This is a genomic window from Saccharothrix hoggarensis (assembly GCF_042678885.1).
Classification (GTDB): domain Bacteria; phylum Actinomycetota; class Actinomycetes; order Mycobacteriales; family Pseudonocardiaceae; genus Actinosynnema; species Actinosynnema hoggarensis.
Map to the genome: position 1 here is coordinate 1 of NZ_JBHTLK010000214.1, position 11916 is coordinate 11916.

The 11916-nt window shown below is 71.9% G+C and carries 9 protein-coding genes and 2 pseudogenes; 8 read left to right on the top strand and 3 right to left on the bottom strand.

Annotation, left to right across the window (positions count from 1 at the left end; translation table 11 throughout):
* The 7 genes and pseudogenes from ACFQ3T_RS28845 to ACFQ3T_RS28875 all read left to right on the top strand — a co-directional run.
* Positions 1-410: pseudogene (locus ACFQ3T_RS28845) on the top strand (RNA polymerase subunit sigma-24); the annotation flags it as partial.
* 262 nt (positions 411-672) lie between these two features.
* Positions 673-2868 carry an RNA polymerase recycling motor ATPase HelR gene (gene helR / locus ACFQ3T_RS28850; RefSeq protein WP_380727908.1) on the top strand — a complete coding sequence of 732 codons (2196 nt, stop codon included), beginning with the start codon at positions 673-675 and terminating at the stop codon, positions 2866-2868.
* An 83-nt stretch (positions 2869-2951) separates the two neighbouring features.
* The gene (locus ACFQ3T_RS28855) at positions 2952-3203 is read left to right on the top strand and encodes a type B 50S ribosomal protein L31 (protein WP_380727910.1); all 252 of its coding nucleotides are present in this window, start codon (positions 2952-2954) and stop codon (positions 3201-3203) included.
* A complete protein-coding gene (gene rpmF, locus ACFQ3T_RS28860; protein WP_380727912.1) occupies positions 3203-3364 on the top strand; it encodes a 50S ribosomal protein L32 in 162 nt (53 codons plus the stop codon). The genes ACFQ3T_RS28855 and rpmF overlap by 1 nt, the downstream gene beginning before the upstream one ends.
* A 236-nt stretch (positions 3365-3600) precedes the next feature.
* Positions 3601-4449 (top strand): SDR family NAD(P)-dependent oxidoreductase, encoded by an 849-nt coding sequence (locus ACFQ3T_RS28865; RefSeq protein WP_380727915.1) that lies wholly within the window; start codon positions 3601-3603, stop codon positions 4447-4449.
* 36 nt (positions 4450-4485) lie between these two features.
* The gene (locus ACFQ3T_RS28870) at positions 4486-5493 is read left to right on the top strand and encodes a GNAT family N-acetyltransferase (RefSeq protein ID WP_380727917.1); all 1008 of its coding nucleotides are present in this window, start codon (positions 4486-4488) and stop codon (positions 5491-5493) included.
* Positions 5494-5610: 117 nt separating this feature from the next.
* Complete coding sequence (locus ACFQ3T_RS28875; RefSeq protein ID WP_380727919.1) at positions 5611-6591, top strand: pentapeptide repeat-containing protein; 981 nt, start codon at positions 5611-5613, stop codon at positions 6589-6591.
* 491 nt (positions 6592-7082) lie between these two features.
* On the opposite strand, the gene ACFQ3T_RS28880 is transcribed toward ACFQ3T_RS28875, so the two are convergent.
* A complete protein-coding gene (locus ACFQ3T_RS28880) occupies positions 7083-8120 on the bottom strand; it encodes a LacI family DNA-binding transcriptional regulator (protein WP_380727921.1) in 1038 nt (345 codons plus the stop codon).
* 493 nt (positions 8121-8613) lie between these two features.
* On the opposite strand from ACFQ3T_RS28880, the gene ACFQ3T_RS28885 reads away from it, so the two are divergent.
* Positions 8614-10014, top strand: a complete 1401-nt coding sequence (locus tag ACFQ3T_RS28885; protein ID WP_380727923.1) for an endo-1,4-beta-xylanase — start codon at positions 8614-8616, stop codon at positions 10012-10014.
* Between the two features lie 53 nt (positions 10015-10067).
* Here ACFQ3T_RS28885 and ACFQ3T_RS28890 read toward each other — a convergent pair whose 3' ends face one another.
* Both ACFQ3T_RS28890 and ACFQ3T_RS28895 read right to left on the bottom strand, forming a co-directional pair.
* Positions 10068-11363 carry a cellulose binding domain-containing protein gene (locus ACFQ3T_RS28890; RefSeq protein ID WP_380727924.1) on the bottom strand — a complete coding sequence of 432 codons (1296 nt, stop codon included), beginning with the start codon at positions 11361-11363 and terminating at the stop codon, positions 10068-10070.
* 93 nt (positions 11364-11456) lie between these two features.
* Positions 11457-11916 (bottom strand): annotated as a pseudogene (locus tag ACFQ3T_RS28895) (endo-1,4-beta-xylanase); the annotation flags it as partial.

The window sequence follows — 11916 nt, forward strand, 5'->3', positions numbered from 1 at the left end:
CCCTGGCCCGCGCGGAGCAGGCCGGGCGGGGCCTCGGCGCCTACGGCCTGCAGGCGGCGATCGCCGAGTGCCACGCCGTCGCGCCGTCGGTCGAGGCGACGAACTGGGAGCGCGTCGTGCTGCTGTACGAGGCGCTGGGCCGCCTCGCGCCGTCACCGGTGGTCGACCTCAACCGGGCGGTGGCCGTGTCGATGGCGTCCGGACCGGCCGCGGCGCTGCCGATCGTGGACGGGCTGGTGGCCGCCGAGGCGTTGGCGGGCTCGCACCTGCTGCCGAGCGTGCGCGGGGAACTGCTGACCCGGCTGGGACGCGCCGACGAGGCGCGCGCCGAACTGCGGCGGGCCGTGGGGCTGTGCGGCAACGAGCGCGAACGCGCCGTGCTGGAGCGGAAGCTGGCCAACCTGGCCTGAGGGAGTTGAGGCGGAAAGGGGGATCACCCGCTCCCTTTCCCTCTTCAACATATAGCAGACAGGGGGTCTTGCGGCAAGACCCCGGTGGTGGCGCAGAATTGCCGGCCGAAGCTGAAACGGGCCACCTGCCGGCGATCTCGCACATTTGTGCGGCTTGAGGGGTGCGGCGTGGCGACAGGTACAATAAAAAATCGGCGTGCTCTCCATCGGAAAATGGAAAACCCGCCGAACCTGACATCAGATTAGCCGCTGCGAGGGGCATGTGTCAAAACAGGGGTACGAGGACGAACTGCGGTCCGAGCGGCACTACGTGACCGATCTCCACCGGCGGCTGGACACCGAGCGCGCGAGGGTGAAACGCGAGTACACGGCGGCATTGCGGGGGACCGGCGGCACGCCGATGGAACGGGATTTCGAGGTGCGCGCGCTGGCCAAGGAGGCGAAGCGGCTGGACGTCGCCGACAACGGGCTGTGCTTCGGTCGGCTCGACTCCCTTTCGGGTGGGCATTCGTACATCGGCCGGATCGGTCTTTTCGACGAGGGCGACGAGTACGAACCGGTGCTGCTCGACTGGCGGGCGCCGGCGTCGCGCGCGTTCTACGTCGCCACCGGCGCGAACCCGGAGAACATGCGCCGACGCCGCCAGTTCCACACCCGCGGCCGTCAGGTGCTCGGCTTCACCGACGAGGTGCTCGGCCGCCCCGACGGCGCGGAGCAGGGCGACGCGGCGCTGCTCGCGGCGGTCAACGCGCCCCGCGGCGAGGGGATGCGCGACATCGTCGCCACGATCCAGGCCGAGCAGGACGAGATCATCCGGCTCGACCACCCCGGCGTGCTGGTGATCGAGGGCGGCCCCGGCACCGGCAAGACCGTGGTGGCGCTGCACCGCGTCGCATACCTGCTGTACACGCAGCGGGAGCGGATGGAACGCCACGGCGTGCTCGTGGTCGGCCCCAACCCGGCGTTCCTGAACCACATCGGCCGCGTGCTCCCGTCGTTGGGCGAGTCGGAGGTGGTCTTCATGACGACCGGCGACTTCGTGCCGGGCCTGCGCGTCACCGCCGAGGACTCCCCGGAGGCCGCGCGGCTGAAGGGCTCGCTGAAGATCCTCGACGTCCTCGCGGCCGCGATCGCCCACCACCAGCGGTTGCCGGAGGACCCGCTCCCCGTGGAGCTGGGGGGCGTCACGGCGCGGATCGACGCCGAGACGGCCGAGTGGGCGAGGGACGAGGCGCGCAAGAGCGGGCTGCCGCACAACGAGGCCCGCGCGGTGTTCACCGAGATCGTCACCTACGTGCTCACCGAGCGGGCGATACCGCGGATCGGCAAGGGGTGGCTGACCCGCGACGACCGCAAGTCGTGGGAGCGCCTGCGGGCGGACCTGCTGAAGGAGCTGGCGGAGGACGACGGGTTCACCGCCGCGCTGGACCAGCTCTGGCCCGTGCTGACGCCGGCGGAGGTGCTCGGGTCGCTGTACTCCTCCCGCACGCGGCTGCGTGCCGCCGGCGCCGACGAGGTGCTGTTCCGCGCCGACGGCGACGCCTGGACCGTCTCGGACGTGCCGCTGCTGGACGAGCTGGTCGACCTGCTCGGGCCCGACAAGTCGGTCGACCGGGCCGCCGAGCGGGAGCGGAAGGCCGAGGCGAAGTACGCGGCCGAGGTGCTGGACAGCCTCGTCGGCCGCCAGGACTCGATGGACGACGAGGACCACCTGTTCGCCACGGACCTGCTCTACGCCGAGGACCTGGCGGACCGCGTGGTCGAGCAGGACACGCGGGACCTGGTCGAACGCGCCACCGCCGACCGGGACTGGACCTACCGGCACGTCGTGGTGGACGAGGCACAGGAACTGTCCGAGATGGACTGGCGGGTGCTGATGCGGCGCTGTCCCGGCCGGTCCTTCACCGTGGTCGGCGACCTCGCCCAGCGCCGGTCGGTGGCCGGCGCGACGTCGTGGGACGCGGTGCTGGAGCCGTACGTGCCCGGTCGCTGGGTCTACCGGTCGCTGACCGTGAACTACCGCACCCCGGCGGAGATCATGTCCGTCGCCGCCGCGGTGCTCGCCGAGTTCGCGCCGGACGTGCGGCCGCCGGAGTCGGTCCGCGCGAGCGGCGTCCGGCCGTGGGCTCGGCAGGTCGCCGAGGACGAGCTCGCCGCCGCCGTCGAGGACTTCGTGCGCGACGAGGCCGGCCGCGAGGGCACCAGCGTCGTGATCGGGCCGCCCGGTGTGCCGGGCGCGGTGGCGGCGTCGGAGACCAAGGGGCTGGAGTACGACGCCGTCCTGGTCGTCGACCCGGAGCGCATCCTCGACGACGGTCCTCGTGGCGCGGCGGAGCTGTACGTCGCCCTCACGCGCGCCACCCAGCGCCTCGGCGTCCTGCACCGGGGTCCGCTGCCGCGGGCGTTGGCCGGGCTCGCCGAGGTCGCGCCACCCGTCCGGGTCGGTGGTCGCCCGTAGCCGCACCCTCCGCCATGCGGAACGACAATCATTTCCAGTAGGATGACGTCGTCCGCCGAGTGGCACGACCAGATGGAGGAGCTGTGAAGCAGGGCATCCACCCCGACTACCACCCGGTGGTCTTCCAGGACCTGTCGACCGGGAAGGCGTTCCTGACCCGGTCGACGGCCACGTCGGCCAAGACCGTCGACTGGGAGGACGGCAACACCTACCCGCTCATCACGGTCGACGTGACGTCGGACTCCCACCCGTTCTGGACGGGCACCCAGCGCCTCGTGGACACCGCGGGCCGGGTGGAGAAGTTCAACCGCCGCTACGGGAAGCGGACGAGCTGATGGCCGTCCCGAAGCGCAAGACGTCGCGCAGCAACACCCGCCACCGCCGCGCCCGGTGGAAGGCGACGCCACCCGACCTCGTCCCCGTGACCACGCTGGACGGTCGCAAGCTGACCGTGCCGCGCCGCCTGGTGGCCGCCTACCGCCGCGGGCTGCTCTGACGACGAGGCGGTGTGCGTCCGCGTGGCCGCACACCGCCTCCGTTCCGGCCGTGGTCGCACGGTTACGAGCTCGCGGGCGCGCGGTGGGCGAGCAGCGACCACATGTGGTTGGGCCGCCTCGGCTGACCGCCCGCCCCCGGTGACCTGTCTCACGTCCCGTCACAGCGGTCGAACACCCGGTGTCTTGTGGCCGGCCTCTGGGAACGGCCTACCCACGAGAGAACGGGGAAGACATCGTGAGCAAGATCTGGTTCGTCACGGGTTCGTCGCGCGGCCTGGGGCGCTGCTTCGTCGAGGCCGCCCTGTCGCGCGGCGACAAGGTCGCCGCTGCCGCCCGCAACACCGCAAGCCTCGACGACCTGGTCGCCGAGCACGGCGACGCGGTGCTCCCGCTGCCGCTCGACGTCACCGACAAGGCCGCCGTCTTCGCGAGCGTGCGACGGGCCCACGAGCACTTCGGCCGCCTCGACGTCATCGTGAACAACGCGGGCTACGCGCAGATCGGCGCGATCGAGGAGCTGACCGAGCGCGAGCTGCGCGACCAGCTGGAGACCAACCTGTTCGGCCCCCTGTGGGTCGTCCAGGCCGCGCTGCCCCACCTGCGCGAGCAGGGCGCGGGGCACATCGTCCAGCTGTCGTCGGCGGCCGGGCTCATCGCGATGCCGCTCGGCGGCGCGTACCACATGTCCAAGTGGGCCGTCGAAGCCCTGAACGACACCCTCGCCCAGGAGGTCGCCGGGTTCGGCGTCAAGGTGACCGTGATCGAGCCCGGCGGCTTCGCCACCAGGAACGGCAAGAACCCCGACCCGCTCGACAACGGCCACATGTCCGAGACCAACCCCCTCTACGACGGTTTCCGCGAGCGCATCGCCGCCGTCACCGGGAAGCAGCCCGCCGGCGACCCGGTCGCCGCGGCGCGGGCGCTCCTCAAGATCGTCGACCTCGACCGGCCGCCCCTGCGGGTGCTCTTCGGCCAGGGCTTCCACCCGATGCTCCAGCAGGCCTACGCCGACCGGCTCAAGACGTGGGCCGACTGGCAGGACCTGTCGGCGGAGGCCCACGGCAACCGCGATTCCACCCGGTGAGCCGCACGCGCGGTCGATCGTCGGCACAATGGCGGCATGGGGGCTGAACCGTTCGACGTCGCCGGGGCGGCGGAAGAAGACCTGCGGGCCGTCCACCGGGTGATGCTGGCGGCACAGGCGGTGGACCGGCCGGACGAGGCGCCCTTGACGTTCGAGGCGCTCGTGGGCGCTCTGCGGACTCCGCCGGCGGGGTTCGGCCCCCGTCGGTGCTGGGTCCTGCGGCGCGGCGGCGGGATCGTGGCCATCGCGTTCGCCAACTTCCCGGAAGCGGAGAACGGCCACCTCTCGCTGGTGACGATCACCGTGCACCCGGAGCAACGCCGACAGGGCGTCGGCACCGCCTTCCTGCGGGACCTGCTGCCGGAGCTGGAAGGCCGTACGGTCGTCGAGGGCTGGGAGATCACCCGTGGCGGCGCCGGCGAGCACTGGGCCACCGCGGTCGGGTTCCGGGTCGTCAACACGATGGTGCTGCAGCTGTTGTCGGTGGCCGAGGTCGACCGGGCGACCTGGGACGTCCCGGCGCCCGCCGGCTACCGCGTCGAGGACTGGGCCGGCGCCACTCCCGACGCGCTGCTCGGTTCGCTCGCCTGGGCGCGGAACGCCCTGCGGGACGCGCCTTTCGGCGACATCGACTTCCAGGCTCCACTGTGGACACCCGAACGCGTGCGCGAGGCCGAAGCCGACCTGCGCGCCCGTGGCGTCGACCAGCGGATGGTGGTGGCGGTGCACGAGGAGTCCGGCGACGTCGTCGGCGTCACCGAGGTCGAAGTCCGTCCCCACCGCCCGCGTTGGGCGTCGCAGCGCGAGACGTCAGTGCTGCGCGCCCACCGCGGCCACGGCCTCGGCCGGTGCATCAAGGCGCACATGGCGTGGCGACTGCTGGCCGACCGCCCCGACATCGAACGCTTCTACACCACGACGAGCGCCGACAACACCCACATGATCCGCGTGAACGAGGCGATCGGCTACCGCACCGTCAGGACGCTGGTGTCGGTGAAGCAGGACGTCGCGGTCCTGGCGTCCCACCCGGGGGTGCGCGGGTAGGTCCCGCCGAACGCCCGACGCGCTCGTTGCGGAGACCGGGACGTCGGTGCGTGGCAGTATTCGCCGATGAGTCCGCACCACTTACCCCGTCCGCGCCGGGCGGAGAGGTCTTCGCGAGTGGTCCGCCCGGCCGGTCTGCGCCGTCCGGCCGGGCGTCGGGAACGGCGATCACGGCCTGGCTGGGCGTGGAACTGGACCGCGATCGCGGCGGTGGTGGCCGCGGTGGCCTCCGCCGCCGGCGTCTACTTCACCGGCCGGTCGTTGGAGGCGACGCGGGCGCAGAACGCGGTGGCCGAGCAGGGGCAGCTGACGGACCGGTTCACCAAGGCCGTCGACCAGCTCGACCGCGCCGGCGCCGAGCACCTGCAGGCACGTCTGGGCGCCGTCTACGCGTTGGAACGCCTGGCCCGCGACTCGCCGCGCGACCACCCGACCGTCGTGGAGGTCCTGTCCGCGTTCGTCCGCAGCACCGCGCCGTACCGGCCGCCGATCGCGGACGGCGGGATGCCGGGGGAATGCCCGGACCAGCGGCCGGCGGTGGACGTCCAGGCGGCGTTGACCGTGCTGGGCCGCCGCAACGCCGACCACGACCAGGTCACCCGGGTCGACTTGACGAACACGTGCCTGGGACAGGTGAACCTCGTCAAGGCGAACTTCGCGCGGGCGAACCTGGTCGGGGCCGACGTCAGCTTCGCGGACCTCACCGGCGCGAACCTCGCCGGCGCGGACGTGAAGTACGCCAAGGCCCTCAACGCGACGTTCGTCGGGACCAACCTCGTCGGCGCGAACCTCGGTGGCGCGCACTTCGTCGGCGCGGTGCTGGACCGCGCGGACCTCACCGACGCGATCGTCGGCACCGTCGACTACATCGGCGCGGACTTCTCCGGCGTGGGTCTCACCAACGCGAACCTCACGAACGCGAAGCTCTACATGGTCGACCTGACCAGCGCGGACCTGCGTGACTCGAACCTCTCCGGAGCGAACCTCGCGTACGCGGACCTGACGAGGGCGGCGCTGACCGACGCGCGGCACGACCACAACACCATCGTCACCGACGTCGTGGTCGACGAGACGACGCAAGGGGTGTGGTGGCGTTGAGCGGTGAGGCGACTCCCGTGCCGCGGCCACCGGGGTGTGCAGCCCGGCCGACTACTTGACGACGTGGAAGTCGGGGTGGGCGTACCAGGCCGCCATCGCTGCGCGAGGCGGCCCAGCACGGGTCGGCCCGCGACGTCGCTGACGAAGACGTGCAGCCCGACGTAGCAGCGCGTCGCCCTGCCGGCTGCCCGGGCGATGACCTCCAGTTCCGCCGGGTCGGTCTCGATGTCCGGTCGGTCGAGGGAGTGGGCGTAGGGCAGGCCTTCGGGCGAGCGCCACCGCTCCGGGTCGGCGGCGTCTCGTTCCATGCCCTCGGCCGTCATCTCCGCGACCACGATCGGCTCGACCCGCTCGGCGGTGTACGAGGTGAAGACGTGCAGCGCTGTTCCACCCACGGTGACGATTGTGCGGCACCGACCACCCGCAGGGCGGTACCGGCCACGACGTCGATCATTTCGGTCAGTCGGCCGCACGACAACGCTGCCCCGGCGTCACGGGCGGGGCGCGGTGGTGCTCGCGCGGACCGTGAGTCCCGTGGCGTGCATGAGGCGGTTCTGGGGGAGGGGGTCGCCCTGGGCGAGGGTGACGATCATGTCGGTGGCGGCGGCGGCCATGTCGCTGAGGGGTTGGTGGACGGTGGTGAGGGCGGGGATCGCCCACTGCGCGGGCGGGAGGTCGTCGAAGCCGACGACGCTGAGGTCGTGGGGGATGCGGAGGCCTGCTTCGTGGGCGGCCTGGTAGACGCCGAGGGCCTGGGCGTCGTTGAAGGCGAAGATCGCGGTGGGTGGTCGGTCGAGTCGGAGCAGGTCCCGGCCGTGGGTGAGGCCGTCGATGACGTTGAAGTCGCCGACGCGGATGAGCGTGGGGTCGATGGGGACCTCGGCGGCGTCGAGGGCGGCGCGGTAGCCGTCGAGGCGGGCCCGGCTGGACAGGAAGTTCGCCGGGCCGGTGATGGCGGCGATGCGGCGGTGCCCGAGGTCGAGCAGGTGGCGGGTGGCCGAGAGGCCGCCGCTCCAGTTGCTCGTCCCCACTGACGGGAACTCCTGGCCGGGGTCGTTCGTGGGGTCCACCAACACGAACGGGATGCCGCGGCTGGCCAGCTGCTCCTGCTGGGCGCGGGTCGGCGCGGAGAAGACGGTGATCACGCCCGCCGGTTTGCGGGCCAGCACGCCGTCGATCCACGTGCGGCCGGGGGTGTGGCGGCCGTGCAGCTCGGTGAGCACCACGGCGAGCTCGTTCTCGCTCGCCACGCGCTCGACACCTTTGATGACCTCCATCGCGTAGGCGCCTTCGAGCTCGTGGAGCACCAGCTCCACCAACGTCGCGCGGTTCTGCTTCTTCTGCCTCCGGTACCCGTGCTCCCGGATCACCGCCTCGACCAGGGCGCGCGTCTCCGGAGCGACCTCCGCGCGCCCGTTGACGACCTTGGACACCGTGGCGGTGGACACGCCGGCCAGCTCGGCGATGCGCGCGATGGTGGCGCCCCCGCGCGCGGCGGCGTCGGTCGGCGAGTGGCTGGTCGACGGCATGCCGGGAGTCTAGTGCTCGGCCCACCGGCAGAACGTTTCAACGAGGCTGCCGCGAACGTCTTGACGGTCGACGCGACGCGCCTTAACGTCGGCGACGTTAACGATCGGCGATTCTGACGAAACTTTCCAGGAACCGGGCGGTCCGCCGGCCACCCGGCCGTCGCACCGCGTGGGCCGGCCCTGGAAGTCCGCGTCCAGACCTCGTTGGCACGGCCGCCTCCGACTGGTCCGACTACGAGCCCGCCGACGCGACGCCGCACCCGCGGTGACGGCCCGCACGTCGGCACCACCCACCGGACCCGCCGACCGCGGGTCGCGACAGACCTGATCGGCCCCACGGCGCCGATCACGGCCCGGTCGGGAACGCACGCCCGACCGGGGCCACCAGCGGGCGCACCGGACTCCCTCCCGCACCCGCTCGGCCGCACGGGCACGCCACCTGCCCCGGCATGCCCGCGCCGCCGGTCCCGACACCGATGTCAGGAGAAGACACATGTCAGCACCAGCAGGCCGCGCTCGTCGCGTCCTCGCCGCGACGGCCGTCGCCGTCGCGGGCACGCTCGCCGTCGGCATGGCGGTGGCCGCGCCGTCCGCGGCCCAGGCCGGGCCGACCCTGGGTCAGCTCGCCGCGGCGAAGGGCCGCTACTTCGGCTCGGCCACGGACAACCCGACGTTGAACAACTCCGCCTACACCGCGGTGCTGGGCAGCGAGTTCGGGCAGATCACCGTCGGCAACACGCAGAAGTGGATGTACGTCGAGCCCAGCCGGGGCCGGTTCGACTACTCCCAGGCCGACCAGATCGTCGCCTTCGCGCAAGCCCACAACCAGACCGTGCGCGGCCACACCCTGGTGTGGCACAACCAGCTGCCCAGCTGGGTCAACGACGTGCCCGCCGGTGAGCTGCTCGGGGTGATGCGCAACCACATCGCCAACGTCGCCGGCCACTACAAGGGCAAGGTCGTGCACTGGGACGTGGTCAACGAGGCGTTCGAGGAGAACGGCGCCCGGCGGCAGTCGGTGTTCCAGCAGAAGCTCGGCGACGGCTACATCGCCGAGGCGTTCAAGGCGGCCCGCGCCGCCGACCCGAACGCCAAGCTCTACTACAACGACTACAACGTGGAGGGCATCAACGCCAAGAGCGACGCCATGTACAACATGGTGAAGTCGTTCAAGCAGCAGGGAATCCCGATCGACGGCGTGGGCCTGCAGGCGCACCTCGTCCTCGGCCAGGTCCCGAGCACGTTGCAGCAGAACATCCAGCGCTTCGCCGACCTGGGCGTGGACGTCGCGATCACCGAGCTGGACATCCGCATGCGCACCCCGCGTGACGCGGCCAAGGACGCGCAGCAGGCGGCCGACTACCGCGCCGTCACCAACGCCTGCCTCGCCGTGACCCGCTGCGTCGGCATCACCGTCTGGGACTTCTCCGACGGCCACTCGTGGATACCCTCGGTGTTCCCCGGTGAGGGTGCGGCCCTGATCTACGACGAGGACTTCGCCAAGAAGCCCTCCTACTGGGCGGTCTACGAAGCCCTCGGCGGCACCAGGACCACCACCACGACGACCACGACCACGAGCGGGAACAACGGGTCCGGCTGCACCGCGACCTACCGGGTGGTCGGCCAGTGGAACGGCGGCTACCAGGGCGAGGTCACCGTCCGCAACACCGGCTCCACCGCCACCACCGGCTGGACCGTCAAGTGGACCCTCGCCCAGGGCCAGACCGTGAACAGCCTGTGGAACGGCACGGTGACCACCAACGGCCAGGAAGTGACCGTGCGCAACGCCAACTACAACGGGGCCGTCGCGCCCAACGGCACCACCACGTTCGGCTTCACCGGCTCCTCCGCCGGCGCCAACCCGATCCCGGCCCTCACCTGCGCCACCTCCTGACGAACGGCGGCGGGCAGGAGGCGGACGACGCCCCTGCCCGCCGCGCGCGGTGGTCAGAAGTTCTTCGTGGTCACGGTCCACGGCGCCTTGGCGGCCAGTCCGGACGGGCTCAGGATGTAGGCGCGTGCCGTCTGGTTGCCGTTGAGCACCATGTCGAGGAACTGCACCACCGTCGTCATGCCGTCGGTGAGCTGGCTGCCGGTGATGAACCCGGTGTGCCCGGCCTGCGGGTGGCGGGCCAGCACGGACGGGACGGTGGCCAGGTCGTAGGTGGCCTGGTTGTTGGCGTAGGCGACGTCGGAGGAGCCGCCGTCCATGAACAGGGCGGGCGTGTGCAGCTTGCCGACCTCGGAGCGCGGGTAGCCGAAGGAGCCGTCCGCGAAGAACCCGCTGTTCAACGAGACGACAGCGGACACGCGGCGGTCCTGGGCGGCGACCATCGCCTCCAAGCCGCCGCACGAGTGGCCCGCGGTCGCCACCCTCGACAGGTCGAGGCGCCGGCGCAGCGGCGCGCCGGAACGGTCCTGCTCCCGCTCGGCCCACGTGATGGCGTCCGTCAGCAGGGACGGGATGGGCGACCCGCTCGGCACGCCGTTGGGCGAGCCGTCGACCGAGCCGGTGTCCACCACGACGAAGCCCTTCGACGCGATGAACGTCAGCACCCGCGTGACCTCGCTGTTGTTCGTGTGCGCGCACGCGCCGTTCCCGAACGCCAGCACGGGGAGCGGGCGGTCGACGGCCTGCGGGTTCGACGGGCGGAACACGGTGAAGCGGTTGTCGCCGTAGGCGCCTTCCCTGGTGACGGGGAAGTTGTTCTCGATCATGGGCCGACTCGGCTGGGGCGTCGTCGTCGTGGTGGTCGTGGTGGGCGTGGTGATGGTGCTCGTGGTGCTCGTGGTGCTCGTGGTGCTCGTGGTGGTCGTCGTCGAACCGGTGCACGCGGTGCCGTTGAGGGTGAACACCGCCGGGGACGTCGGGCGGGAGCCGGTCGTGGCGTTGAAGCCGAACGACACCGTCGCCCCGGTGGCGATGGCGCCGTTCCACGCCGCGTTGACGGCGGTGACCTGGGCGCCGGACTGGGTGTGCGACCCGTTCCACGACTGCGTGATCCGCTCGTCGCCCGCGAACGACCACGCCAGCCGCCACCCGGTCACGGCGTCGCCGAGGTTCGTCACGACCACGTTGGCGGTGAAGCCGCCCGGCCACTGCGAGCCGACCGAGTAGTCGACCCGGCAGCCGGCGGCGGCCGACGCGGACTGCGACCCGACCAGGGCTCCGGCCGTCGCGACGAGTGCCGCCGCGGCCACCGCCGCGGCCGTCCGCGATGCGCGGGAGTGGTTGCTGCGCAAGGTAGATCTCCTTCGAGTCCGGGGCGGCGGAGTGGCGTCGCGCGATCGGGTGCGGGCAGGACCCGGTGGCGGCCGGGTCCTCCGCGCGGTGGCTCAGCCGACCCGGCAGGACACGCTGGGCCAGCTCCAGTTGCCGCCGTGCATGACGGTGAAGCCGAACGTGTTGCCGTTGCCGTTGGGACGGGCGACCATCACGTTGGCCGACGGCCACGTCGCGGTCGTGTTCCAGGTGGCGATGATCCGCTGGGGCGAGCTGACGGTGACCGTCACGACCCAGTTGTTGGTGCCGGAGACGGTGACCTGGCCGTTGAAGCGGTCACTCCACTTCTCGCCCTCGGAGTAGGTCGCGGTGCAGCCGCCCGGGGCCGGGGTGGTGGTCGTGGGGGTGGTGGTGGTCGGGTCGGTCGGCGTGGTCGAGCTGGTGGTCGGGCTGGTGGTCCCCGCCGCGTTCAGCGCGTTGAGGACGGACGTGTAGGCGGCCTTCTTGTTGCCCGAGCCGTCGAACAGCAGCGGGGTGCCGGAGGCGCGCCACGAGTCGCTGTCGCGGATGCCC

Coding starts and splice junctions, on each gene's coding strand:
- rpmF (WP_380727912.1), top strand. CDS start 3,203: ATGGCCGTCCCGAAGCGCAAGACGTCGCGCAGCAACACCCGCCACCGC.
- ACFQ3T_RS28870 (WP_380727917.1), top strand. CDS start 4,486: ATGGGGGCTGAACCGTTCGACGTCGCCGGGGCGGCGGAAGAAGACCTG.
- ACFQ3T_RS28880 (WP_380727921.1), bottom strand. CDS start 8,120: ATGCCGTCGACCAGCCACTCGCCGACCGACGCCGCCGCGCGCGGGGGC.
- ACFQ3T_RS28885 (WP_380727923.1), top strand. CDS start 8,614: ATGTCAGCACCAGCAGGCCGCGCTCGTCGCGTCCTCGCCGCGACGGCC.